The following is a 25,360-nucleotide window of genomic DNA, read 5'->3' on the forward strand; positions in this document are numbered from 1 at the left end:
TTTAGATTTGAAAAATCGTTGTTATTAGTTTTAGTTAGTTGTAGTTTGCAAATGTATAAGGTGCAAACTTACTGTTTTATTAAATATAACTCAAAAATTGAGAAAAGTATCTTAAAATTTGAATTTTCTAGGCAAATAAAAACCCATTAAAACTCTGATATTAAGTTCTAATGGGTCTTCAAAAATTAAATATAATTTGCTTATAATGTATCTACATTATTCAAATCTTCAAACGCTTTTTTAAGTCTTTCCACAAAAGCATCTTCTCCTTTACGTAACCAAACACGTGGATCGTAGTATTTTTTGTTAGGCACATCATTTCCGTCTGGATTGCCAATTTGGGTTTGCAAATAGTCTTTTTTATCCTGAACGTAATCTCTAACGCCACTTAAAAAAGCCCATTGCATATCTGTATCGATGTTCATTTTAATAACGCCATAGCTAATACCTTCTCTTATTTCTTCAACTGTAGAACCAGATCCACCATGGAAAACGAAATCAATATGATTGTGCTCAACACCATATTTCTTGGTGATATGGTCTTGGGAATTTTTTAAGATTTTCGGTGTTAATTTGACATTTCCAGGTCTGTAAACACCATGTACATTTCCAAAAGCTGCTGCAATTGTAAACTGATCACTTACTTTGCTTAACTCTTCATAAGCATAAGCCACTTCTTCAGGTTGGGTGTATAGTTTAGAATCGTCAACATCTGTGTTGTCCACACCATCTTCTTCGCCACCTGTAATTCCTAATTCAATCTCTAGAGTCATACCCATTTTGCTCATGCGCTCAAGATATTTTTTACAGATTTCTATGTTTTCTTCTAGCGGTTCTTCAGATAAATCAATCATGTGGGAACTGTATAGCGATTTTCCTGTTTCCTTAAAATGTTGTTCGCTAGCATCTAAAAGACCATCAATCCAAGGTAATAATTTCTTAGCACAATGATCGGTATGTAAAATTACAGGTACACCATAAGCTTCTGCTAATTGATGCACATGTTTTGCGCCTGCTATAGCACCTTGTATAGCAGCTTGCTGACCTTCATTACTCAAGCCTTTACCTGCATTAAATTGGGCACCACCATTAGAAAATTGAATAATGACAGGAGCGTTTAAATCTCTAGCAGTTTCTAATACGCCATTTATAGTGTTAGAACCAATAACGTTAACAGCTGGTAAGGCAAAGCCTTTTGCTTTCGCATAATTGAATATATTCTGAACTTCTTTACCTGTAGCAACTCCAGGTTTAATATTGTGACTCATAATGTTATGGTTTTTGGATTGAAAATTTTAGATATCAAAAATACGTAAATTTTGAGTATTTATAATCTCTAAACTAGTATAAAATGCCGAAAACGTTATCGTTTTGGTGTGTTTATACACTTTTGAGTTCTAAAAATTAATTTGTCGCTATTGTGGAATAATGCTGTACGATATAAGACAATAGACCGCTGCGCTGCTAGAATCAAGAACAAACCTGCCTTCCGGAAAGACAGGGACTAAATTCTAACTAACTGAGAAACAGAATTAAAATCATTTTACCTTTTTTATAATTCATAAATTTTAAAATCGAAAGGTTCACAAAGATTTACGCAAAGGGCGAGTGCATTAAAACTTCAAAATTAAACACCTAGCGAACCTGGCGGTTAAATTTTATTCTGAAAATCAGTAGGTAATGTCGAAAACTGCATATTGACTGGTTACACATTTCAATACAATACACAAAATTTTATCAGCTCGTGATTTAGTGAAGTCTTGATTCCAATAGCTTAAAGCACTCGGTCTCATGCCTTTCATATCTAAAAAGGATAGTTGATACCAATATTGTAAACCGCATTACTAAAATTATAGTCTCGAAACCAACGTTTGCTCTGAACTTGTGAAGGGTCATAAGTTTTAAAACCGACATCGAAACGTAGTACAAAAAAATCAAAGTCGTATCGCAAGCCAAAGCCAGAGCCTAAAGCAATATCTCTTAATGAGTCAAAACTGGTTAATGTAGCAGCATCTTCTTCAACATTGTCTAAAACATTCCATATGTTTCCAGCATCTGCAAAAATAGCGCCTTGAAATGCACCAAATAGGCTAAAGCGTTGTTCTGCACTTAGATGGAGTTTAAAGTTCGCTTCATTGAATTCATTAGTCGTTTTGGAGCTTCCTGGACCTAAATTATAAGCCGTCCAAGCTCTATTGTCGTTTGGTCCACCAGCAAAGAAACTTTCAGCAAAAGGAATACTGTTGGAGTTGCCATAAGGAATAGCCACACCAACATAACTACGGAAGGCAAATACATTTTTTCTCCCTAAATCAACATACTTAATGTAATCTACTTCGGCTTTGACATATTGGGAGAACGCCACTCCAAAGACTTCGTAATTGCCATCGTCATTTTTCGTTAAGCCTGCAATATTTGAAATGCTAGAAAGGAGATTACCTGCTAACTCTAGGCGCCATTTAAAAACAGAGAAATCATTATCAAATATATTGTTGCGCTTATCTATTTTATAGTCGAAACTTGTAGAGAAAATAAGGTTGTTTTCAGTAAGTCGTTCTTTGCGCTCATCTATATTATTTACGGTTAAATAATCATCATCACTTGCAGATAAACTGGTGTTTCCCACCAAAACATCATCAATAAAAACATCAGCTGGCTGATAGCGATTTGACCCTAATTCGTCATTCTGTAAAAAAGCATCGTTGGGTATATAATTAATATCGCGTGCAATGGAGTTTAATCTGCTAAAAGAGTTTTGATAAACCCCAAAGTAATTACTGGTATTTAAGTTTTTTACAAAGTTCACATTAAACAGTTCTAGAGTGTTGGTGACCGTTTTTGAAGGAAACCAGTTATAACTAAATATACCTGAGAGCGATTGTTTGTCTAAGCCAATATTTTGTTGGCTTGTCGCAGAAATGCTCATAGCTGTGCTTGGAGACATGTATTTCGGGATAATTTTATCGGTGTTAAATGGGCTGAATAACCTCGGAATGGTTAAACGAATATTGCCACCAAATTCATTAATATCAAAAAAAGCAGATTCAGGATCATTTCGCGTTTTCGAAGCACCTATGGCTGCGATTCCCGATATTTCCAAAGTTTCTGCGCCTCTAAAAATATTTCGTATTTTTAATCCTGCACTGAATGAAAATCCTATCGTTTGAATATTACTAGTGTTGATTTCTGGATCAAAACTTAAACCGTATTGCTTTTTGGGTTCTAAATAAATATTAGCGGTAAGTGTAGTGTCCTCTTCATTTTCAATAAAATCAACATTTGGATATCTAAACATTTGTAGGTCATTAAGATATCGGGAAGTCCTACTTTGAGCTAAAGCACTAAAAGTGTCGCCTTTATTTATAAAAACAGCATCCGTCAACGCTTTAGGCCTGAATCTTAATTTTTCCTTACTGTAAAGGTTAAAATCTTTATAGGTTGTGGTGTCTGTTATTGGTTTGTTACGGTTGTTGAAATTGTCGTCCGTAAAAATATTGACCTCCTTTATTTTATAAATCTTAAAAGGCCTGGTGGTTGTAGAATCATCACCTCGTATGGTTCTATTTGCTATAATAATATCGGTGTGTACTTTATGGTTGGTATTGATAGTATCCATTTCAAAACGAATATAATCTTGTCCAAAATGATAAAAACCAACGTTTCGTAAATAACTGTTGATGCGCTCACGTTCCGTTTCGTAATTCTGTTCGTCATATTGTTCTCCTTTTTTCAGTAGTGAGTTTTTGCTGAATTTATCATAAAGCGAATCAATCGCAGGACTACTGATATAAGGCGTAATGGAGTCTAATATGTAAGGTTTATGTTTTTTGACTTTGTAAGTGACCTGAGCCAATTTATTGCTGTCCTTGTCAACCTCGTAGGTAATTTCATTATTAAACCATCCCTTACTATAATAATATTTTCTCAGGTTACTAGCGGTTTTAATGGTTTTGTCCTCATTGTAAATGACAGGAGCTTCACCTGTACGCTTTAACCATGAATTAAAATTGCGACGTGATTCCATCAATTTGTCGAATTGTTTTTTGGAAAGTAGAGCCGTTCTTCGGTTTACTTTGGAAGAATCGCTCAACACGTTGGCATATAATATGGAATCTATGTTGGGTCTGGCCAGATTGTAAATATGAAGTTTTAAAGGAAATCCCAAAAATCTTCGCATACCCGAATTGGTGCGTTGCGCAATGATATTATTAATACGCTCATCGGTCACTTTATCACCATCTTCCAGAATGGTGTTATTGGTAATAAGATGCTCATCACTTTTTACACGTTTTACGACATTACAAGAACTTAGCATAAATACGCATACCAAAACTAGTACATTCCGATACATCGATGTGTTGAAGGGATATACTATTGAAGTTAAGTGTTGTAGATTCAAAAAGAGGTGTCTTATTTAATTTATTACCTGAAACAAAAATAATACCATTTCTGCTACAGAAATAGAATAGTCAATTTAATTTTAAAACACTTTTAAACCAAAATAGGTTTACTTTGTATTTTATACTAAATTTAAATATGAGTTCGATTTTATCAAAGAATCAAATCAAGTTAATTAAAAGCTTAAGTCAAAAAAAAGCCAGACAGCAAAACGGTTTGTTTATAGTTGAAGGCATCAAGGGAATTTCTGAATTTCTGAAATCGGATTACAGGTTGAAAAATCTCTATACTACTGATCTGATTTTTGAGGCACCAACTCATTTAATTACTGAAATTTCAGAAACTGATTTAAAGAAAATATCAACCCTTAAAAACCCGAATACAGCTTTAGCTATTTTTGAAATTCCTGATGAACAGGCTGCCCAACAAAACGGTTTAACCATAGTTTTAGATGATGTTAGGGATCCAGGGAATTTAGGAACGATTATTCGACTTTGTGATTGGTATGGTGTTAAAAATTTGGTTTGTAGCCAAAATACGGTTGATTGCTACAATACAAAAGTAGTGCAAGCGACAATGGGTTCTCTAACGCGAGTGAATGTGCAGTATTTAGATTTAATCACCTATTTGGAATCCATTAAGACAGAAGTTTTTGGAACATTCTTAACTGGCGAAAACATTTACACAACCAATTTACCATCCAATGGAATTATTGTTCTAGGAAATGAAGCCAATGGAATTTCTGAAGCCATTGAAGTTCACGTGACCAGAAAAGTTACCATTCCGCAATTTGGAGAAATTAAAGACACCGAAAGCTTAAATGTGGCCAATGCAACAGCCATACTATTAAGTGAATTTCGAAGGCGTACTATTGAAATGTGAAATTGATAAAAACACCTCTCGTTTGCATTTTTGAAACATTACCCGTCCAAGGGCTATTTGTGGCGGCATCTCTAATAAGTTCATCATTCATAGCGAAAATACCGCGAATCGATGGCGTAAATTTGAAATAGAGTAAGTACATATCGATACCAAAACCAATTTCATAGAAATACGTGTTTTTGGTCATTCTGAACTCGCCAGAACTATTGTCATTTGGGTTATCTTGATTACTGGACAGGTTGAGGGCAGCCGAAACGCCTCCAACAATGAATGGTTTAAAATTATTAATCCGCTTAGTTGATACTTTTAATAATAAAGGCACATGGACATAAGTGGATTTAACTTCTCTTAGCAAATCGGAGTCATTAAATTCCATGCCTGCAAAATAACTTTCGTCATAACGCAAATTTCTTGTGGTAAAAAAAACGCCTGGTTCAAGTCTCAAATTGAGATAATCATTGATTCGCATATCACCGACAAGGCCTAAATGAAACCCAAACGATTTATCAACTTGAATGTCTTTTAAGTCCTCATTATAATCAAAATTAAAGTCGTATTGGTTAAACCCAATAAAATAACCCCAAGTTAAAAACTTCTTGTCGATGTTGTCAATGGAATTAGTTACTTTTTCTTTGGTAAAAAGTTGAGCAGAAACGTTTTGGAACGTTAATAAAAGTGCGATAACATAAATTGTTTTCCTCATACTACGATTTGGATGCTGAGTAAATTGTGGCCACTCCCATAGTTTGTGGCATGTCTTTGACATTAATAAACCCAATTTTTCTCAAAATATTGTTCAAAGCTTCACCATAAGGAAAAACGGAGGCAGATTCACTTAGATAATCGTAGGCTACCTTATCCTTTGAAAACAGTTTTCCGATTACAGGCATAACCAATTTTGTATGTACGTTGTAACCCGCTTTGTATATCGGATTTGTAGGTACTGAGGTTTCTAAAATCACAAAAATACCATTAGGTTTTAGGACTCTTAATATTTCGGTCAGTCCTTTTTCCAAATTTTCAAAATTACGAACACCAAAAGCAACGGTTATAGCATCGAAAGTGTCATTTTCAAAAGGTAAATCCTCTGAATCTCCAATAACCATGGATATGACATTGTCTAAGTTTTTAGATTTAATTTTTTTCCGACCCACTTCCAACATACCATCGCTTATGTCTAAGCCAATAATTTCTTTGGCGCTAGTAGAAGTGAGGCTAATGGCCAAATCTCCTGTTCCTGTGGCAATATCCAAAATATTTTCAGGATTAGTTTGGGCCACTAATTTTACAACCTTGTTTCTCCATTTTACATCGATACCAAAAGAAATGACACGGTTGAGACCATCATATTCTTTAGAGATGGTGTCGAACATTTTAGTCACCTGAACCTTTTTGGATTGGGTACTATCTTTATATGGATTTACTTTTTCAGCCATAAAATTTTTGGCAAATATACTAAGAAGTTACAAGTACTTAAAGTTACAAGGATTTAAAGTTAGGTTGGTTTTGGAGATATTTTTTCAACTTTAAGGACTTTGGTTAGTTGCCAACTTATAACTTTTATAACTTTAAATACTTTCGGGCCTTATTAACTTCTAACTTATCCATATATTTGCATGTTCATTTGAAGAGAAAACAATGAAAATAATTATCGCAGGTGCAGGTGAAGTAGGATTTCATTTGGCGAAACTTTTATCTTACGAGTCACAAGAAATCACATTAATAGATACCAAAAAAGATAGTTTAGCATATGCTGGAGAGCATTTGGATATCAGGACTATAAAAGGTGATGCAACGTCAATTGCTATTCTAAGAGATGCACGTATCGAAACTGCAGCGCTTTTTATTGCCGTAACGTCTTCGGAAACTACAAATATTACAGCTTGCGTATTAGCAAAACAATTAGGTGCAAAACGAACCATTGCACGTATTTCCAATACCGAATTTATTGAAAACAAAGAGACGGTTGGGTTTTCGAAATTTGGAATTGATGAATTGATTTCACCAGAATCTTTAGCCGCTTCTGAAATAGAGCTATTATTGAATCAGTATGGCTTTAATGATACTTATGAGTTTGAAGATGGCGCATTGACCATGTTGGGTTTACGTTTGTCCAGAACAGCAACTTTTGTGGATAAAACGGTTAAGGAAGCGGCCGAAATATATCCTGAGTTGCATTTTATTCCAATTGCCATTCAGCGATTGGGAACCCAGTATACTATAATACCGCGTGGAGATACCATTTTTAAAGAAGGTGATAAAGTCGTTTTTATGACTTCTAAAGGCGGTGATGATGAGTTGTTTGAGTTATCTGGAAAAGTTAAAGTCCATATTAAGGATATCATGATTCTTGGTGGTAGTCAAATCGGTTTTAAAACGGCAAAAGACCTTTGCACGAGTAAGTTTAATGTGAAGTTGGTTGAAAGTAAACGGAGTGTAGCAGAAGATTTAGCGGAAGATTTACCAAATGCTTTAGTGATTTGTGGAGATGGGAGAAATGTTGAAATATTAGATGAAGAGAATATTTCTGACATGGATGCTTTTATTGCTGTGACTGGTAATTCGGAAACCAACATTATGTCTTGTCTTTTGGCAAAATCCAAAGGTGTAAAGAAAACGATTGCCTTAGTAGAGAATATGGATTATTATCAATTGTCACAATCCATAGGCATCGATACCCTAATCAATAAAAAATTATTGGCTGCCAATAACATCTTTAGATATATTAGAAAAGGCGAGGTTGTAGCAATGACCAAGTTGACCAATATGAATGCTGAACTATTAGAGTTTGTTGTAAAACCTAATTCTAAAATTACCAATAAAAAGATTAAGGATTTAAAATTTCCACGTTCCGCCATTTTTGGTGGTATTATAAGAGATGGACAAGGATTGATTCCATTAGGTGACTTTAAAATTGATGCAGGTGATCGCGTGGTAGTTTGCTGTTTGCCACGTTCTATTTCTGAAGTTGAAGCATTTTTCTCTTAATTGTAAGTAGATCGTATGTCTCGTATAAAACTCAATTATAAAATTATTTTTCATTTTTTTGGACTTCTATTATTGTTTAATGGAGGCTTTATGCTTATCGCCACTTTAATCAGTCTGATTTATAACGATGGTGTAACGCTAGAGTTGTTTTTAGCCGGAATGGCAACACTTTTAATAGGCGCCATAGCCATGTATAGAACAAAAGACCATCGCAAAGAAATGAATAAACGCGAAGGTTATATTGTTGTGGCTTTTGGTTGGATAGTGATGTCGTTATCAGGTACCTTACCTTATGTTGCTACAGAAGCCATTCCATCATTTACAGATGCTTTTTTTGAAACCATGTCTGGTTATACTACAACAGGCGCGAGTATTTTAAACGATATTGAAGTCATCCCAGAAGGTGTACTGTTTTGGAGAAGCACAACCCATTGGATTGGTGGTATGGGAATTATTGTATTGGCCATAGCCATTTTACCATTATTGGGTGTTGGAGGCATGCAATTATTTGCAGCCGAAGCACCAGGACCAAGTGCCGATAAATTACATCCGAGAATTACAGATACGGCAAAACGTTTATGGTTAATTTATGTAGGTTACACAGTTGCGGAAACCATTCTGTTACAAATTGCAGGTATGTCTTTTTTCGATGCCATAAACCATGCGTTGAGCACGTTGTCCACAGGTGGCTTTTCCACAAAAAATGCGAGTGTCGCCTATTGGAACGATAATCCTGCGATACAGTATATTATTATATTCTTTATGTTTTTGGCTGGTACAAACTTTGTATTAAGTTATTACATGTTTAAAGGCAAAGTTTCTAAAATTTTAAAAGACGAAGAGTTTAGACTTTACTTTAAATTCATCGCTATATTTACTATTATTGCTGCGGTTCTAATCTATTTTAGAGCAGATGTCTCGCAATCTTCAATTATTCACCCTATGGTTTTGGGTGAAGGTGAAAGTGCAATAAGACATGCCTTATTTCAAGTGTTAGCTATAGTAACCACAACTGGTTTTGTTACCGCAGATTACACGCTTTGGACACCATTTTTAACCGTTTTCTTTTTTGGATTGATGTTTTTAGGAGGTTCCGCAGGAAGTACATCTGGTGGTGTAAAAGTGATGCGTCAATTAATTTTAATTAAAAATAGTTTTATAGAATTTAAACGGGCATTGCATCCTAATGCGATTTTACCTGTTCGTTATAATGGAAAATCCGTATCAAAGGATATTGTTTTTAATGTTTTAGGTTTCTTTATCCTTTACATGCTGTCCTTTATTATTGGTGCTTTGGTATTTTCCATGTTTCAGATTGATTTTACTTCTGCGATCGGACTTTCGGCATCGAGTTTAGGAAACGTTGGACCGGCTTTGGGTGATTTCGGCCCTGTAAATAACTACGCAGCTTTACCACCTTTAGGAAAATGGTGGGCTTCTTTCTTAATGCTTATTGGGAGGTTAGAACTGTTTACGGTTTTAATATTGTTGACACCTTTTTTCTGGCGAAATAGGTAAATTCTCAACTTTTTTCAAGACTTTTCAAATAATAGCTAGCCTATATTAATACTGATATGCTGAACATAAAACCCTTAAAATAAGGGCTATGGTTGCCAAATACCTTGTAACATTTTTAATTGTTGTACGTCTTATTTGTATAACCAATTAAATCATCAATCATGGAATTAGTATTAAACACAGCATTAGAATCTTTACCAGAACCCTCTGAGGTATCTCATTTTACAACTCACGGATTATTGAATTCAAATTATAAATCCGTTGTAAAAAAGAATTTTAGCCAACCATCTTCAGCCTCTGTATTCGGAATTAGACAACGACTAAAGGCGTCTCAATTAAATATGGTAAACCATACAGCTGTAATCTTGAAATTATCTGTATTCGCCATTGCTTTAATCGCTTTGTTCTAAAAACGATTTGCATAATATTCTGAACGTTTAACTGGCACATTAATTTGTGCCTTTTATAGCTACGATAGTATTTTTAAAATATACGGATGCTATTCACATTACACCTTTTCAACCTTTTAAAACTTAGAAACTATGTCTGCAGGAGCGATGATTACTAGCGTTAGAAATAATTTGAATTTGCTTTCTAAACGAGATAGAATGAAAAACAGATTAGCTGGTTTTAATTCTGATAAAAAAACAGAATATAATTTACCTAAAGCTACCACTAAACAACTCAAAGACATTGCTAAGCGGTTAAAAGAGGAACGAAAAATTAGAATGCTCAAGGTGATTAGTCTTACAGTTTTAGGATTCTTTGGTCTTGTTTGTATTTTAACTTATTTAGCAGATGGAATTAGAGAAATATTCTGGTTTTAAAATTGAACTTAAAGAAAAGACCTTTCAGGTTTTTAAAACCTGAAAGGTCTGGTCATATCATCAGAATGCAATTGTGGTTAACAATTAACTCAAAGCAGTTTTTATACGTTTTATAGCTTCTTTTATGTCATCTTGCGACGCTGCATAAGAAATTCTTATACAATCAGGATTTCCAAAGGCTTCTCCCGTAACTGTTGCGACTAAAGCTTCTTCTAACAAGAATAAGGAAAAGTCCGATGCATTATTGATTGTTTTTCCCTTGATGGTTTTTCCAAAATATGCTGAGACATTTGGAAACACATAAAATGCGCCTTCAGGCTCGTTGGTTTTAAAACCTTCAATCTCGCCTAATAAATTAAGAATCAGCTTACGTCTTACCTTAAACTGATCCACCATATATTTTATACTGGAAGGATCTGCTTCTAAAGCCGTAATTACGGCACGTTGCGCAATACAATTGGCGCCACTTGTAATCTGACCCTGCATTTTATTGCATGCCCTAGCGATCCAGTCTGGTGCGCCTATATAACCAATTCTCCAACCTGTCATGGCAAACGCTTTAGACACGCCGTTTACGGTAATGGTTCTATCGTACATATCTTCAAATTCAGCCATGCTAAAATGACCGCCTTTAAAATTGATATGCTCATAAATTTCATCTGAAACCACATAAATATTAGGATATTTTTTGAGGACATCCGCTAAAGCTCTCAATTCTTCCTTGCTATAAACGGAACCACTTGGGTTACAAGGCGAGCTGTACCAAATCATTTTGGTTTTAGGCGTAATGGCAGCTTCCAATTGCTCTGCTGTCATTTTAAAATCGTTATCAATTGAAGTTTGGACTTCCAAAGGAACGCCATCGCTCAATTTTACAATGTCACTGTAACTGACCCAATATGGACAAGGTAAAATAACTTCGTCTCCAGGATTAAGCATCACGGCAGCAATATTTGCCAATGATTGTTTTGCGCCTGTTGAAACCACAATCTGTGGCAGTGTATAGTTGAGGTGATTATCACGTTTGAATTTTGTGATAATCGCTTGTTTCAATTCCACATAACCATCAACAGGAGAATAACTATTATAGTTTTGGTTAATGGCTTCAATGGCAGCCTCTTTTATGAAATCTGGTGTGTTAAAGTCGGGTTCGCCCAGACTTAATCCAATAATATCCTTGCCTTCTGCTCTTAATTCTCTAGCTTTTGCTGCCATGGCGAGCGTAGCTGATGTGGCTAGGTTGTTAATTCTATCCGAAAGTTGATTCATGTGGTTGTGTTATTTTTTCTGGGAATAATATTAGGCCATACTTGGCTTCATACCTAATTGTTTTAGTTGCTGGTAATGCTCTGCTATAGCTGTCCAAATAGAATTATACTCATTATAAGGTAAACTAAATTCATGAGCAGTTTCCCTTACTATTTTTGCAATGTGCTTATAATGAACATGGCTTATGTTCGAAAATAAATGATGTTCAACCTGTCTATTCAAACCACCCGTATAAAACTCTACTATCCAACTTTTAGGTGAAAAATTAGAGGTTGTAAACAATTGGTGAATGGCCCAAGTGTTTTTCATAGTTCCACTTTCATCAGGTAATGGCATAGTTGTATTTGGCATCACATGTGCCAATTGAAAAATGACACTTAAAATCATTCCAGCAGTATAGTGCATAATAAGAAATCCGATTAAAACTTGCCACCAAGCGTATCCCAAGGACAACGGTAAAACCACCCAAATGGTATAGTATAGTATTTTACCAATAATCAACTTTGTCCATTGTGTGGCAGGATTAGGGAAATCGCCGTAAGACAATTTTCGTTTAAGATATTGGTAGGTTTGTTTAAAATCTGTAGTTACTGCCCAATTAACGGTTAATAATCCATATAATAAAAAGGCATAATATCTTTGGTATTTATGAATTTTAAGCCATTTGGAATGTTTGGAGAATCGAATAATCCGTCCTGCATCAATATCTTCATCATGACCTTGAATATTGGTATAGGTATGATGCAAAACGTTGTGCTGTACTTTCCAGTTATAATCATTACCAGCTAAGATATGGATGCTACTTCCCATGAGTTTATTGACCCATTTTTTACTAGAAAACGAACCATGGTTGGCATCGTGCATCACATTCATTCCCACGCCAGCCATTCCGATACCAATAACGACCATTGATAGAATTTGTAACCAGACAGGTAAATTATCTACTGTCAATAACAGCACTAAAGGACCGAGCAATAAGGTAAACATTATTACGGCCTTAATGTATAGCTTCCAGTTGCCTGTTTTTTTTATATTATTTTCTTTGAAATAATTATTTACGCGTTTATTTAGGGTTCTAAAGAACTTTGCAGAATCTATTCTAGAGAATTTTACGGTTTGTTGTGCCATTAGTTTAAGGTATTTATTGCTATAACGTAAGGGAATTTATTTCATTATAACAAAGCAAAGATAGTTAATAAATAAAAAGTAGCCCTAATCCATTAACGTAAAATTATACAGTTTAAAATTAACTATTTTTGTTGAAATTATTAAAAATGGAATTGATCCTAAAATATTTCCCGAACCTAACTGAAATCCAAATCCAACAATTTAAAGCCCTAGAAGGCTTGTACAAAGATTGGAATAGCAAAATAAATGTCATCTCCCGTAAGGATATTGATGAACTCTACTTAAGACATGTTTTACATTCTTTGGGAATAGCTAAAGTCATTGATTTTAAAGCTAATTCTTCAATTTTGGATGTTGGCACAGGAGGAGGGTTTCCTGGAGTGCCTTTGGCAATTTTATTTCCAGAATGTCAATTTCATTTGGTAGATAGCATTAACAAAAAATTAAAAGTGATTAATGCCGTTAGTGAAGCAATTGAGTTAACGAATATAAAAACAACCCACAGTAGGGTAGAAGCTATCGAGGAAACCTTCGATTTTATTGTGAGTAGGGCAGTAACTACCATGCCAGAATTCACAAAATGGGTCAAGGGAAAAATTGCCAAAACCCAAAAAAACGATTTAAAAAATGGCATCCTGTATTTAAAAGGTGGTGATTTAACTGAAGAATTAAAACAGTATAAAACCGTCAAGGCTTTTTTGTTATCCGATTATTTTGAAGAGTCGTTTTTTGATACTAAAAAAGTAATTTATTTGCCTTTGAAACATAGAATGTAGTAGAAATAAATTGCTAATAAAAAACCGTCCCAATTATTCTTGGAACGGTTTGCATGATATAAAATAGTAAGGTTTATTGCTTAACTATTTTTTTAGTAATTGATTCGCCTTCCTCGTTAGTAAAACGAATAATATAAGGTTGAGCGGATAAATCTGAAATATCAATAGTATCATCACCAGAAAGAATAGTTGCTTGTTTAACACTTCTTCCTAATAAGTCATAAAAATTAGCGGTTAAATCTTCATTAGCAGATACATTAAGTTCGTTTACAACAGTTGTTGGATAAACTTTAATGTCAGATAATTGAGATTCTCCAACGCTTAGTGTAGGATCAAAACTATAAGTTACAATTAAAGGTGTGCCAACAGTAAATCCACTAGAATCAAATGCTTGAAATCTAAAGGTCCAGCTCATAGGAGTTGTTGTAGTACTTGGGTTTAGATTCCATAAGTTGTTTCCAGCGCTATTGGTTCCGCCTGGAGCAATTAAATAAGGCGTAGAAGGGTATCCACTATTTAAAGCAACATCGTTTAAACATACACCAGCAAAACAAAGTTGAAAATCAGAACCATCGGTTCCAACAAGGTCGTCCACAAAAATTCTTACATAAATATCTTGAGTTGTTGTATTGGTAACTTTGAATTTCCAGTTACATGGATCTGCATAACCACAACCTGCTTCAGAAAAAGCAATGGTTTGTCCATCAGTGACTAGGCTCTCGTCACTTCCCAATAAGAGAAGTTCATCGCCAATTTTGTGCCATATCTTCCACCCAAAGCAGATCCTTTTTTAAAGGTGTAATACAAATCAAATTGTGTGCCTACTTCACCTGCACGTTGGTCAAACGATTCTATGATCAATCTTGGTTGTGGATTGTAAACGTAAATATTAGTCAACAAATAATCTTGTTGCTTGGTGAGGCCAGGCACATAGTTGATGACTTGTTGGTTAAAAATATTTCCTTCAGCCAAACGGTCAGAGAAAAAACTGAAATTTTCCAATCGTCTAAACGTCGCATTGATACCTAATCCTTTTTGTGCATAACCAGCATTAACTTGCAGAGCGGTTCCGTCATATAGTTTGTTGGACGCTATTTGTCCTTCATTAGCAATAACATCTGGGTCTTTAATAATAGCTTCCACACCAGCATAGAAATTGTCAATTATAAAATCCAATCGTCCTCCGTAAGCGCCAACAGTAGTTGGGATCGCCTCAACACCATTGGTGTCTTGGTTTCTGCCGACATAGCTGGCTCCTAATTGTATGTCAATTGATTCAACATTTAGGGCTCCGCTCAGGCTTAAATCTGCATCTAAAGCTTGAATGGTGCCTTCAGACTCTTCAAAACCATAGCGTTGTTTTCCAAAGACGGCCTTTAGGCTCAAGTCTTTCGTAGCATCAAAATTTATATTTAATCCTTTGAAGGCATTGTTTAAACCTAATTGTCGGTCTTCCCAAGAACGAAGAATTAAGCCGCTACCAAACTGTTCGTAGAAATAGCCGCCTGTGATGTCTAAACTTTCGTCCTTATAATTAAAATAATAGGTGGCTACATTATTTTGGTTGTCAAAGATGGGGTCGTACCCTAATAATGCCGAAGGTAAATAAGATTCGTATTGAACTCCAGCCGTAAATTTTCCAAGATTGTAATTCAAAAGAATATAATTGTTGGCTCTAAACTGATCTTCTGGAGCCAGGAAATTAATACCTTCGTCCGTTTGAAGCCATTGTGAATTAGATTCTAAGCCGCCATAAAAATAGCCAGTCTCTTGTGCGTTACTAAAATAAATTTGAAATAATACAGCAGTTAGAAAAAGTAATTTTTTCATTGTAATTGGTTGTTAGCAGAAATAGTTGAGGGAGTAGAAGGTTTATTTAGACAGTTCCTTTATCTTTTCATAGAGTTCTAATTCGGCACCAGGACTGTAACCAGAATGCTCATAAACAATTTTATTATTTTTTACCAAAATGGTAAGTGGAATACTTGACGCATTTAGCGCGCGTTTTAAATCATTATTGGTATCTAGCAAAACCGTATAATCCCAACCTTTGCCATTTACCATAGACTTTACACGTTTTACAGTTCTACTATCATCAACTGAAACCGCAAGGAGTTCTACATTGGTTTCTTCTTGCCACTCATCATAGATATCGTTAATGGCATCTAACTCTTTTAAGCAAGGGACGCACCAAGTTGCCCAAAGCGAAATGATGGTAACGCCATCTTTATTTGTAGCGTCTGTTAATGCTATAGTTTTTCCATCGATAGAAGTGACATCGAGATTAGGAAGATCGTTTTGAGCTATAGCTGTAAAACTTAAAAGACCTAAGCAAAAAATTAAAATCAGTTTTTTCATGTGTATATATTTATTGTTTTATTAACTGTCACATGCAGTTCGCTATTAATCAATTTTTTATATGACAACAAGTTTAGCATGCTCTGGTTATAATAAAATTTCGAAATTTTGTTGCACAATATTAGTTAAATTATTTACAAATGTAATGATCTACTAAAAATTAATTAATTTAGCAAAAAAACAATACAATTGCTATGATTTCAAAGAAAGTGCCAAAGTTATTATTTTTACTACTTATCCTAATTAGTGTTTCCTGTAGTAAAACAGAAGAAAACGTACCGCTAACAACGCCAACGGCTCAAATAGATGTTGATAAGTTAGTAAGAAAAGCGTCATTGGTCAATCAAGAAATTCCTTTTAAAATTATAAATGAAGTAGGTGAGGATGTTACCAGTTCAGCTACATTTTATGTTGATGGAGAGACGATAGAAGGAAGTGTGTTTTCATCCGATATTATAGGAGATTTCGAAGTCTATGGCGTTTACATGGAAGAAGGTGTGGAAGTGACTACAAATACAGAGTCATTTAGTGTTATTGTGCCTAAACGTAAAATTGTTATTGAAGACTACACAGGTACCTGGTGTGGTTTCTGTCCAAGGGTTGCAGGCGCTGTAAACTCTTTAAAAGAGGAAACGGATTTTATTACCGTTATCGCTATTCATGAAACGGCAAATAGTTTTCCAGATCCTATGCATTTTGATCAAGTACAATTGCTAAAAGATGCTTTTGGTATTGAAGGTTTCCCTGCAGCTAAAGTAAATAGAACCGTGGAGTGGCAAACGCCTCATCCTAATAGTGCAGTTACCAGTATTGCTGGTTTAGATACTAATTTAGCTCTGGCTATAAATTCTGAATTAGTTGGAAACGAACTGACTGTACAGATAAATGTGGTATATGAAGAAGGGTCTGTTGAAGGCGATAAGCTTGTGGTATATTTGCTTGAAGATGGGATTCTTAACGATCAAGTCAATTATTACAATGCAGATACCACGAGCCCTTATTTTAATGCAGGAGATCCAATTCCAGATTTTGAGCATAACGAAACTTTGAGAAACGCATTATCTAGTGTTTTGGGAGATCCAATTCCTGTTACAGGAGCATTGACCGAATATATCACATCTTTTACCATTACTGTACCTTCAGATTATGTCACAGACAATTTGAGTATTGCAGCTATGGTTGTTGATTCTGATAATACCGCTAAAAATTCCCAGCATGCTCATGTTGGTGATGATAAGCCTTATGAATAAAATATATAACGCTTAATTTAGAAAAACCTGAACAAGTTTAATCGTTCAGGTTTTTTTAGTTTTAAAATTTTCAAAGTTCTATTTATTCACAATAAATTTTGTCGTAAAGGTTTCGTTAGCTTCCCCTTCAATATTCAAAATATAAAATCCAGAGGTTAGATTCAGAGGGATTGAAGTTATGTTATCTAACTCTACCATGGATTTATAAACCATTTTCCCAGTTAAATCAGTAATAGTAATATTGGCATTAGTATGACCATTAGAACCTAAAACCAGTTGATTTTTTACTGGGTTTTTTTCAAGTTGAAACGCAAACAATTCATTATTTGAATCACTTAAAGTAGGATTCAGTATTTCGTTCAGGGCAAAAGCCACATTAGCTGCTGTTAATTGCACATGTGGTTCGTTATCGTCTGGTAAATACGTGTTGGCAAAAGGAGTGTCGTTGGTGGTGCTTCGACCTGCGATGTCTATATCATGGTGCCAATTAATGTCGTCTCCTGTAGCTTCTTCAGTAATATTGAGTGCTAGTGCACTTACCGAAGGGATGTAGCTAAACTTATCGATTTGTAAAGCATTAAGGAAATCATCAGCAATGCCTCCTCCAGCAATACCTCCTGTTAAAACTGAAATATCAAATAAACCACCAGGAGCTGAGTCTACGCCGTCAAAATTTGTGGTGCCAGAATTGGCTATAGCTTCAACATCAGGAAAAATTGGGATAGGTGCAAAAAAACGGCTGACTTGCTGTGAAGCTCCGGCAGTAGGTGTCATATTAATATCAATTTCCACATTAATTGTGACGTCTCCAAAGGGACTAGGCACCGTGACAGGAAGTACTGTGCTAACTATTGGGAAACCATTGGTAACTGTAGTTCCGCTGTCTCCAATGGCAAAATAAGGATTACCAATGCCACTACCATTTATAATAGCAACATTGCGCGTATTTTGAGGAAATCCACCAGTGATTAATCCATTAATATTACTTTCAAATTGCGTTCTAAAAGGGTGTGGTGCTGGAAGCGTTAAGTTGGCGTCAAAATCAACGAGACTTCCGCTTACCAAATGCGTTTCAAAATGATCAATTAACAATTGTCTTGAGGCTGGAGAATTCAATAATGTAGTGATTATAGGTTGTAATTCAGGTACAGGATTCAAATCATTAAACGCTAAATAGTTGAGTTGATGTTGAAGGCCAATCGGTACATTTGCGCCATGATGTGGTGCATCAAAAGAGATGTAAAGTCTGGTGTCTGCTTCCAAGGCATTAGCTTCCATATAATTTAAGGCATAACGAGAAATCAAACCTCCCATACTTGGGCCTATAATTACATTCTGTTCAGGACTGTTAGGTGCTTTGGCCGTGTTAACAATGTTTAGCAACTCAACTAAAAGCATGGCATTTCGCTCCATAAAATCGGTGCCTCCATCAATAGTGGCAGCGTCTGCGGTTCTTGTATACACAGGAAAATTTAAGATAACAATATCAAAACCGAGAGCACGCAATTGGTCTGCTAGGTTTTCTGTGCCAGAAGTGCCAGCAAAATCCAACAGGCTATAAATGCCATCAATGGTTCTGGTGTCTCCAGTATCAAAGCCATCAACTACAATAATTGGTTTGTCCAGAATCGCATCAGGACTCAAAAACATCTGATATTCTCCTTCGCCTGGATAGTTGGTAGCTTCTCCATAAGCCGATAAATCTGGTGTTATGGCAGATGTAAAAGTAGTTTGAGCAACTAGGAGCGTTGGCAAAAGTAAAAGAAAAGTAACGTATTTTTTTTTCATAGCAGCAGAATTAATATTAGTGGAATGAAAAGATACAAAGTTTACTTTAGTGATCGTCTATTTTTAAGGTCATTTCTATAAAGTGCAAAAAAAATCCTTAAAAGCAAAATGCAATTAAGGATTTGTAATTCAATATATTAAAGCGTCTTAACCCAAAAATGGATATCTATAATCTGTAGGGGTTACAAAAGTTTCCTTGATTAATCTTGGAGATACCCAACGCAATAAGTTTTGGGCACTACCTGCTTTATCGTTTGTTCCAGATGCTCTAGCACCACCAAATGGTTGTTGACCAACAACAGCTCCAGTTGGTTTGTCATTAATATAGAAGTTACCCGCTGAATTTTGAAGCGCTTTAGTGGCTTCTTCAATGGCATAACGGCTTGTAGATAAAATAGCACCTGTCAAGGCATATTCACTTGTGTCGTCTACTAGTTTTAGAGTTTCGGAATAAGTGTCATCCTCATAAACATATATCGTGATTACTGGTCCAAACAACTCAGTACACATGGTCGTATATTTTGGATTCGACGTTACGATAACAGTAGGCTCAATAAAATAACCTTTCGATTTATCATAGTTTCCACCAGCAATGATTTCGGCATCACTATCAGATTTTGCCTCGTCTATATATTTTGCTAATTTATCAAAAGAACCTTCGTGGATTACGGCTGTAATAAAATTGCCCATATCTTCAGGAGAACCCATTTTGAAAGACTCAATATCCTCAAGTACGTATTTTTTCACATCAGCCCAAATGCCTTTTGGGACATAAGCTCGAGAGGCAGCACTACATTTCTGACCTTGAAATTCAAAAGCGCCACGGGAAATTGCTGTCGCAACTTGCTTTGCATTTGCTGATTTGTGAGCAACGATAAAATCCTTTCCTCCAGTTTCACCCACGATTCTTGGGTAGGTTTTGTAGTTATGAATATTGTTTCCAATCTGTTTCCATAATTCTTTAAACACATGAGTAGAACCCGTAAAATGCAAACCAGAAAAATCTGGGCTGGCTAAAACCGTATTTGTAATCATTTCAGGATCACCAAAAACAACATTGATAACGCCATCTGGCACACCAGCTTCTTTAAAAATATCCATAATAACTTTTGCAGAATATACTTGGCTATCGCTAGGTTTCCATACCACAACATTACCCATTAATGCCATACAAGCTGGTAAATTTCCGGCTATAGCCGTAAAATTAAAGGGAGTTACTGCGTAAGTGAAACCTTCAAGTGGTCTGTACTCAACGCGGTTCCAAGCATCACTTGTGCTTTCTGGTTGTTCCATATAAATGTCCGACATAAATTGAACATTGAAACGTAGGAAATCAATCAACTCACAAGCGGCATCAATTTCAGCTTGATAAATATTTTTAGATTGTGCAATCATAGTTGCCGCATTAATCTTAGCTCTATATGGTCCTGCAATTAATTCAGCTGCTTTTAAGAATACGCCAGCACGCTGTTCCCAAGGCATTTGCGACCAAGATTTGCGCGCTTCTAATGCTGTAGAAATTGCTTCTTCAACATGTTTTTTTTCAGCTAAATGATATTCGCCTACAACGTGCTGATGATCGTGTGGTGGAGACATAGTTCTGGTGTTTCCAGTTTTTACGTCTTTACCATTTATGTACATTGGGACTTCAACTTTACTATTGAACATTGATTTGTAAGTGTCAAGAACTTCTTTGCGTTCTGGCGAACCAGGTGCATAAGATTTTACAGGTTCATTGACTGCTACAGGTACATTAAAGAATCCTTTTCCCATCGATAAAAAATTTTGTCGTTCCCGAGACATCGGGAATCTGGTTAATATTTAATAAATAATTAGTAAGATTCCCACTTTTGTGAGAACTAGAATTTGAAAGTGCAAAGTTACAATTTTTATAAGAGATTATTTATTTCAAACGTTATAGTTATGTGAAGATTGGGATTTAAATTTTTGTAAGTTGCAGATTGAAATTTTGACCATTTTTCTATGTCCAAAAACAATGCTTTTATTTTAACACTGGCCTATCCCGATACTGTAGTTAGAATATCTGATGAGCGATTAGTCTCATACTTAAAGTATTTAAATGTGGGTTGCGAAAATTATGTACGTGCTGGTCATGCGGCTTTGGTGCTTATAGATAAGGAAACCGGAAATTTGGATTATTATGATTTTGGAAGATATACTTGTCCGCTAGGTTATGGGCGAGTTAGAGGAAAAATAACGGATAACGAACTAGATTTTCCCTTAAAAGCAAAAATTGTAGATGATCGCATTATTAATTTGAATGAGATTTTAACTTTTCTTGCTACAAATCCTGAACTTACACATGGAGAAGGTAAATTGATTGGTTCAGTTTGTAATGCTATAAATTATAAAAAGGCTAAAGACTATATCGTACAATTGCAGAGCGGAAATCCTGTAAAATATGGTGCGTTTTTAAAAAAGGCAAGTAATTGCTCGCGTTTTGTCACCGATGCCTTAATTGCTTCTATTAATGACAGCGAGAAAAAGAAACGCTTAATTAAATCAAAACGATTTACGCCCAGCACAGTTAGTAATGTGGTCATTGCTAATACTGAACTCATAGTTCATGAAGTTTCAGAATCTGGTAATATTACAAAGTTTACATCGACCTCTAAGGCTGAAAACAGACGTTGTTTCTTGGATAAATTAAAAGATTTTGAGCCCAATTTAATTGGGAATCTTAAGCCGAAACCTGTCAAGGAAATGGCGCATCATGCCCAATGGTTGGAAGGGATTGGTGCAGGAGCGTGGTTTGAAATTTATGATATAAATAGTACTACTGAATTTCGATTTAGACGCATTTCACCTTATGGAAAGATTGACTGTGATGGTGTTTATAAGGTTGATTCCGTAGGATTTGATATTGATTCAAACTATCAGTTTGTGCATTATTCCAATTGCTCATTCTTTCATGTAGAACAAGATGGCTTGCGATATCGATTTGATTTCAAAAAAAATTATGAATCTTAGTTTAATGCAAAAGGAGCACTCAACTTGAAAGAAGGAATATAAACCTTGAATTTATTGGCTTTTGTAAAGTTGACCATATTGTAGTGACCTTGCATAGCTCCAAAAGGTGATGTTAACAAACAACCTGAATTATAGGTATGTGATTCTCCTGGTTTTAAAACAGGTTTTTTACCAATGACACCTTCACCTTCAATAATTTCTTCATTATTGAGAGCGTCAAGGATTTTCCAATGTCTGGAATTTAGTTGCACAGAATCTTTACTTTGGTTTTCAATTGTTACTTTATAACCAAAGGCGAAATGCACTTTATAATTTTTATAAAATGTGCCTTCAAAATTGGTTTCTACTGAAATTTTAATTCCGCTTGTAACTTGTTGTACCATGCATTTAATAATTATTCTACGCTAAAATAACATAATTTTTGGATGAAGCCCTATAAATCGGCTAAGTGGTTGAAATTTTTAACAAATAGTTCGAAACGAAGGTCTCTAAAGTGTCAAAAAAGTTGATAATATCCTTTTTTGCCAAAAGGCTGTTTATCGTTACCATTCGAACAAATTCTTGATTTTTAAAAGTACCAAAACCAACCATAAGCTCTGAGTTTTTGTACAATGCTGTACACAATTCATTAGCAGGAATACCTTTATAATTGAAACAAACTGAAATGGAATCGTCAAAACTATAGAGTGTGTAGTCTTGATGATTCCTGATATAGTCTCTAGCAATATCTGCCATTTCGAACTGTTTATCTACAATTTTTTCTAAACCTTTTGTGCCTACAGATTTCCATAAGGTCCAAATTTTTAAGGCATCATTTCGTCTTCCACATTGCAATGAGGTTTTACCTAGATTATAATCGTCTCCATCGGTTTGATAGAGGTAGTCCGCTTCATTAGAAAATGAATGGTGTAGTTGGTCTTTGTGCTGTGTAACAATTACGGAACAGCTCAATGGTGTGCCCAACATTTTATGGGCGTTCACACTAAATGAATCCGAATGTTCCAAACCACGCACTAAGTGTTGATAGCTGTTACTAAAAATTACGCCTCCACAATAAGCGCCATCTACGTGAAGCCATAAATTATGGGACTTGCAGATCTTGCTAATCGCTTCAATATCATCAAAAGCACCAAGAACAGTTGTGCCTGCAGTGGCATTTACAAAGAAAGGTGTTAAACCATTGTCTATGTCCTTTTGAATAAGTTCTTGTAAATGTTCAACTAGCATTTCGCCTTTTGAATTGGTGTTTACTAAACGTACTTGATTTTTGCCAATACCAGTTAAAGCCGCATTTTTAGAAATGGAGTAATGTGATGCCGCAGAGGTATATAGCGTCATTGGCTTAGATAAACCTTCTGCTCTTATGTATTCATTTTTATGGTCTCTCGCCATAATCAACGCCATCATGTTGCTCATGGATCCTCCAGGCGCCAAAGTGCCATCGCTATTATCGGCATAACCTGCTAATGCGCAAATATTCTTTAGGACTTGTTTTTCAATACCAACTTGTGGTCCCGCAACTTTATAGGTGTACATGCTGTTATTAAACATCACAGCGAGCAAATCTCCGAGTGTTGCTTTGCCAATTCTACCGCCAAATAATTGATTAAAAAAAGATTTGGAAGCCGTTTTTGGTGTGCTTTTTATGAGGTCTTTTAATATGACTTTTAATTGATTATCAATAATGCCTTCTGATTGAAGTGATAAATCAATTTGACTGTATAATTCTGAGGTCGGGACAGGTTTTGCAACAGGTTGGTTGGTTTCTACTTTGAAAAGTTCGTCGCACAATTCAGAAAATAGGGCAATATCATTTTGCATTTTATAATTGATTTAATGAAATGAAAGTGGAGCAAAATTAGTCTCACCAAATGAACACTCCTTACAGTTTAATTGGAAATGTTAACTGACGTCGCTTCTCCAAATCCGATCAGACGATCGAAGCGTGCGCCAAGATCCCTATAATAAACCAAAACTTTGTAATTATTTTCTGTTTCCCAGAAATTACCGCTAATAGCACCTTCGTCTATCACACCTGTTTCTTTATCGATGGCGACATATTTATAGTTGTAGAACCCTTGTTTCAATTTTAAAATTGCTTCATAGCGCCTGGCTTCTGCATTATAAAACATCTTTGTAATGGGCTCAATCATAAACGCATTAAAATTACCATAGATATAGACGTCTTTAGCTTTGAACTCATCGTGTAGTAGTGAAAAATGAACGTTGACATAATCCGCTTCAACATCCGGATTCTCTCGATCAATTACTGTGATTAGAAAATTTCCGTTAATATCTGGATTGTAGGTATAAGGTCTGTTTTTTCTAGATATGTCCGTATATAAATAGTTGTGATAAAGTTCCTTCAGTTCTATAAATTGAACGCCAATATTGGCAGCTCTAACATCTTTGTTTTCAAAAAAGAGATACTCATTTCCACCCCAAAATGCTGATTTGTCATTATATCGATAAATAAGTTCGTTACCCAACGTATATTGTGGTTTTAAATCTGAAATTGCCGTGTTAAGGTTATTGTTTTGAATGATGACCGTTTTAACGGTTTCTAATGGATTGTTAAGGTTCATATTACTATCGGTCGTAATTACCATATCCACGGATTGTTTTTCTGCAATAAACTTGACATCCCGAGAACGTTTTACGGATACACCTACATTCGCTAAATCTTCATAAATCATAAATTTTCTACTGAACATCATTTCATCATAATCATCATAAATGGAAATCATATAATTTCCACTCTTCAATAAAGCACGAGTTTGGATGTTCGGTATTTGTAAGGTATAATGTGAATAAATCTGATAGGTATTGAACGAGTTTTCATAGGTTAAGATGCGTTGATTATCCAATCCTTTTAGATATTCGGCTTTCACCAAATTAGAAGGCGTCCAGTCAAAATTAAAATGTTCAATAACATAATAAAAATCTTCTTCATTTCCGTTTATAGCATCAAATTCCAACCGTAAAGACTCGCCTAATTTTAAAATAGGTAATTGACCTTGTGTGGTATTGCTCTTAAAGGTGATCGTTTTTATAAAATCAGGTGGGTTGAGTTCTACGGCGACTTGTGACAGTAAAATTGATGGAGATACTAAAAGTAAGAGAAGGCTAAAAATACGATGTTTCATTAATTATGATTTTATAGAGCATAAAGATAATCAAAATCTGT

The 25,360-nt window shown here is 35.2% G+C and carries 22 protein-coding genes; 8 read left to right on the forward strand and 14 right to left on the reverse strand.

Features of this window, described 5'->3' with window-relative positions:
- Positions 1-200: 200 nt before the first annotated feature.
- Positions 201-1,268, reverse strand: coding sequence for a class II fructose-bisphosphate aldolase (fbaA, locus tag HM987_RS02805; protein ID WP_179005030.1), 1,068 nt, complete (start codon positions 1,266-1,268; stop codon positions 201-203).
- Positions 1,269-1,804: 536 nt separating this feature from the next.
- A complete protein-coding gene (gene tamL / locus HM987_RS02810; protein ID WP_306293674.1) occupies positions 1,805-4,399 on the reverse strand; it encodes a translocation and assembly module lipoprotein TamL in 2,595 nt (864 codons plus the stop codon).
- A gap of 146 nt (positions 4,400-4,545) precedes the next feature.
- On the opposite strand from tamL, the gene HM987_RS02815 reads away from it, so the two are divergent.
- Positions 4,546-5,280, forward strand: a complete 735-nt coding sequence (locus HM987_RS02815) for a TrmH family RNA methyltransferase (protein ID WP_179009847.1) — start codon at positions 4,546-4,548, stop codon at positions 5,278-5,280.
- Here the strand turns inward: HM987_RS02815 and porT are convergent.
- The gene (gene porT / locus HM987_RS02820; protein ID WP_179005032.1) at positions 5,267-5,983 is read right to left on the reverse strand and encodes a type IX secretion/gliding motility protein PorT/SprT; all 717 of its coding nucleotides are present in this window, start codon (positions 5,981-5,983) and stop codon (positions 5,267-5,269) included. The genes HM987_RS02815 and porT overlap by 14 nt on opposite strands.
- A 1-nt stretch (position 5,984) precedes the next feature.
- Positions 5,985-6,716 (reverse strand): bifunctional demethylmenaquinone methyltransferase/2-methoxy-6-polyprenyl-1,4-benzoquinol methylase UbiE, encoded by a 732-nt coding sequence (gene ubiE, locus HM987_RS02825; RefSeq protein ID WP_179005034.1) that lies wholly within the window; start codon positions 6,714-6,716, stop codon positions 5,985-5,987.
- A gap of 202 nt (positions 6,717-6,918) precedes the next feature.
- Here ubiE and trkA point away from each other — a divergent pair, with 202 nt between their 5' ends.
- From trkA to HM987_RS02845, 4 genes are all read left to right on the forward strand, one after another.
- Complete coding sequence (trkA, locus tag HM987_RS02830) at positions 6,919-8,268, forward strand: Trk system potassium transporter TrkA (protein WP_179005036.1); 1,350 nt, start codon at positions 6,919-6,921, stop codon at positions 8,266-8,268.
- A gap of 15 nt (positions 8,269-8,283) precedes the next feature.
- Positions 8,284-9,786 (forward strand): TrkH family potassium uptake protein, encoded by a 1,503-nt coding sequence (locus tag HM987_RS02835; protein ID WP_179005038.1) that lies wholly within the window; start codon positions 8,284-8,286, stop codon positions 9,784-9,786.
- A 161-nt stretch (positions 9,787-9,947) separates the two neighbouring features.
- The gene (locus tag HM987_RS02840; protein ID WP_179005040.1) at positions 9,948-10,196 is read left to right on the forward strand and encodes a hypothetical protein; all 249 of its coding nucleotides are present in this window, start codon (positions 9,948-9,950) and stop codon (positions 10,194-10,196) included.
- Between the two features lie 132 nt (positions 10,197-10,328).
- Entirely contained in the window at positions 10,329-10,613 is a 285-nt protein-coding gene (locus tag HM987_RS02845) for a hypothetical protein (RefSeq protein WP_179005042.1), read from the forward strand.
- Positions 10,614-10,697: 84 nt separating this feature from the next.
- Here HM987_RS02845 and HM987_RS02850 read toward each other — a convergent pair whose 3' ends face one another.
- Positions 10,698-11,882 (reverse strand): pyridoxal phosphate-dependent aminotransferase, encoded by a 1,185-nt coding sequence (locus tag HM987_RS02850; RefSeq protein WP_179005044.1) that lies wholly within the window; start codon positions 11,880-11,882, stop codon positions 10,698-10,700.
- Positions 11,883-11,912: 30 nt separating this feature from the next.
- Positions 11,913-13,010: a fatty acid desaturase family protein gene (locus HM987_RS02855; RefSeq protein ID WP_179005046.1), complete on the reverse strand. Its 1,098-nt coding sequence runs from the start codon at positions 13,008-13,010 to the stop codon at positions 11,913-11,915.
- A gap of 146 nt (positions 13,011-13,156) precedes the next feature.
- Between HM987_RS02855 and rsmG the strand changes: the two genes are divergently transcribed.
- Positions 13,157-13,786 (forward strand): 16S rRNA (guanine(527)-N(7))-methyltransferase RsmG, encoded by a 630-nt coding sequence (rsmG, locus tag HM987_RS02860; protein ID WP_179005048.1) that lies wholly within the window; start codon positions 13,157-13,159, stop codon positions 13,784-13,786.
- Between the two features lie 73 nt (positions 13,787-13,859).
- Here rsmG and HM987_RS02865 read toward each other — a convergent pair whose 3' ends face one another.
- From HM987_RS02865 to HM987_RS02875, 3 genes are read right to left on the reverse strand one after another with little or no spacing between them, the layout of a single operon-like run.
- Positions 13,860-14,519 carry a T9SS type A sorting domain-containing protein gene (locus HM987_RS02865; protein WP_179005050.1) on the reverse strand — a complete coding sequence of 220 codons (660 nt, stop codon included), beginning with the start codon at positions 14,517-14,519 and terminating at the stop codon, positions 13,860-13,862.
- Complete coding sequence (locus HM987_RS02870; RefSeq protein ID WP_179005052.1) at positions 14,498-15,616, reverse strand: DUF6029 family protein; 1,119 nt, start codon at positions 15,614-15,616, stop codon at positions 14,498-14,500. Before HM987_RS02870 ends, HM987_RS02865 begins: the two co-directional genes overlap by 22 nt.
- A gap of 42 nt (positions 15,617-15,658) precedes the next feature.
- The gene (locus HM987_RS02875; protein WP_179005054.1) at positions 15,659-16,144 is read right to left on the reverse strand and encodes a TlpA family protein disulfide reductase; all 486 of its coding nucleotides are present in this window, start codon (positions 16,142-16,144) and stop codon (positions 15,659-15,661) included.
- A gap of 194 nt (positions 16,145-16,338) precedes the next feature.
- Here HM987_RS02875 and HM987_RS02880 point away from each other — a divergent pair, with 194 nt between their 5' ends.
- Positions 16,339-17,394 (forward strand): Omp28-related outer membrane protein, encoded by a 1,056-nt coding sequence (locus tag HM987_RS02880; RefSeq protein WP_179005056.1) that lies wholly within the window; start codon positions 16,339-16,341, stop codon positions 17,392-17,394.
- 78 nt (positions 17,395-17,472) lie between these two features.
- Here HM987_RS02880 and HM987_RS02885 read toward each other — a convergent pair whose 3' ends face one another.
- Entirely contained in the window at positions 17,473-19,182 is a 1,710-nt protein-coding gene (locus HM987_RS02885) for a T9SS type A sorting domain-containing protein (protein ID WP_179005058.1), read from the reverse strand.
- A gap of 147 nt (positions 19,183-19,329) precedes the next feature.
- Positions 19,330-20,955 carry an L-glutamate gamma-semialdehyde dehydrogenase gene (pruA, locus tag HM987_RS02890; protein WP_179005060.1) on the reverse strand — a complete coding sequence of 542 codons (1,626 nt, stop codon included), beginning with the start codon at positions 20,953-20,955 and terminating at the stop codon, positions 19,330-19,332.
- Between the two features lie 210 nt (positions 20,956-21,165).
- On the opposite strand from pruA, the gene HM987_RS02895 reads away from it, so the two are divergent.
- Positions 21,166-22,173: a DUF6695 family protein gene (locus HM987_RS02895; RefSeq protein WP_179005062.1), complete on the forward strand. Its 1,008-nt coding sequence runs from the start codon at positions 21,166-21,168 to the stop codon at positions 22,171-22,173.
- Here HM987_RS02895 and apaG read toward each other — a convergent pair.
- From apaG to HM987_RS02910, 3 genes are all read right to left on the reverse strand, one after another.
- Positions 22,170-22,556 (reverse strand): Co2+/Mg2+ efflux protein ApaG, encoded by a 387-nt coding sequence (gene apaG / locus HM987_RS02900; RefSeq protein ID WP_178987497.1) that lies wholly within the window; start codon positions 22,554-22,556, stop codon positions 22,170-22,172. The genes HM987_RS02895 and apaG overlap by 4 nt on opposite strands.
- A gap of 61 nt (positions 22,557-22,617) precedes the next feature.
- Entirely contained in the window at positions 22,618-23,994 is a 1,377-nt protein-coding gene (locus HM987_RS02905) for a pyridoxal phosphate-dependent decarboxylase family protein (protein WP_179005064.1), read from the reverse strand.
- 68 nt (positions 23,995-24,062) lie between these two features.
- Positions 24,063-25,319: a type IX secretion system plug protein gene (locus tag HM987_RS02910; protein WP_179005066.1), complete on the reverse strand. Its 1,257-nt coding sequence runs from the start codon at positions 25,317-25,319 to the stop codon at positions 24,063-24,065.
- Positions 25,320-25,360: the final 41 nt, after the last annotated feature.

Origin of the sequence: Winogradskyella forsetii, assembly GCF_013394595.1 — a bacterium.
GTDB lineage: Bacteria > Bacteroidota > Bacteroidia > Flavobacteriales > Flavobacteriaceae > Winogradskyella > Winogradskyella forsetii.

Bases quoted from the DNA above. Each gene is read 5' to 3' on its own strand.
- fbaA (WP_179005030.1), bottom strand. From the start codon at position 1,268: ATGAGTCACAATATTAAACCTGGAGTTGCTACAGGTAAAGAAGTTCAG.
- porT (WP_179005032.1), bottom strand. From the start codon at position 5,983: ATGAGGAAAACAATTTATGTTATCGCACTTTTATTAACGTTCCAAAAC.
- ubiE (WP_179005034.1), bottom strand. From the start codon at position 6,716: ATGGCTGAAAAAGTAAATCCATATAAAGATAGTACCCAATCCAAAAAG.
- trkA (WP_179005036.1), top strand. From the start codon at position 6,919: ATGAAAATAATTATCGCAGGTGCAGGTGAAGTAGGATTTCATTTGGCG.
- HM987_RS02835 (WP_179005038.1), top strand. From the start codon at position 8,284: ATGTCTCGTATAAAACTCAATTATAAAATTATTTTTCATTTTTTTGGA.
- HM987_RS02840 (WP_179005040.1), top strand. From the start codon at position 9,948: ATGGAATTAGTATTAAACACAGCATTAGAATCTTTACCAGAACCCTCT.
- HM987_RS02845 (WP_179005042.1), top strand. From the start codon at position 10,329: ATGTCTGCAGGAGCGATGATTACTAGCGTTAGAAATAATTTGAATTTG.
- HM987_RS02850 (WP_179005044.1), bottom strand. From the start codon at position 11,882: ATGAATCAACTTTCGGATAGAATTAACAACCTAGCCACATCAGCTACG.
- HM987_RS02855 (WP_179005046.1), bottom strand. From the start codon at position 13,010: ATGGCACAACAAACCGTAAAATTCTCTAGAATAGATTCTGCAAAGTTC.
- rsmG (WP_179005048.1), top strand. From the start codon at position 13,157: ATGGAATTGATCCTAAAATATTTCCCGAACCTAACTGAAATCCAAATC.
- HM987_RS02870 (WP_179005052.1), bottom strand. From the start codon at position 15,616: ATGAAAAAATTACTTTTTCTAACTGCTGTATTATTTCAAATTTATTTT.
- HM987_RS02875 (WP_179005054.1), bottom strand. From the start codon at position 16,144: ATGAAAAAACTGATTTTAATTTTTTGCTTAGGTCTTTTAAGTTTTACA.
- HM987_RS02880 (WP_179005056.1), top strand. From the start codon at position 16,339: ATGATTTCAAAGAAAGTGCCAAAGTTATTATTTTTACTACTTATCCTA.
- HM987_RS02885 (WP_179005058.1), bottom strand. From the start codon at position 19,182: ATGAAAAAAAAATACGTTACTTTTCTTTTACTTTTGCCAACGCTCCTA.
- pruA (WP_179005060.1), bottom strand. From the start codon at position 20,955: ATGGGAAAAGGATTCTTTAATGTACCTGTAGCAGTCAATGAACCTGTA.
- HM987_RS02895 (WP_179005062.1), top strand. From the start codon at position 21,166: ATGTCCAAAAACAATGCTTTTATTTTAACACTGGCCTATCCCGATACT.
- apaG (WP_178987497.1), bottom strand. From the start codon at position 22,556: ATGGTACAACAAGTTACAAGCGGAATTAAAATTTCAGTAGAAACCAAT.
- HM987_RS02905 (WP_179005064.1), bottom strand. From the start codon at position 23,994: ATGCAAAATGATATTGCCCTATTTTCTGAATTGTGCGACGAACTTTTC.
- HM987_RS02910 (WP_179005066.1), bottom strand. From the start codon at position 25,319: ATGAAACATCGTATTTTTAGCCTTCTCTTACTTTTAGTATCTCCATCA.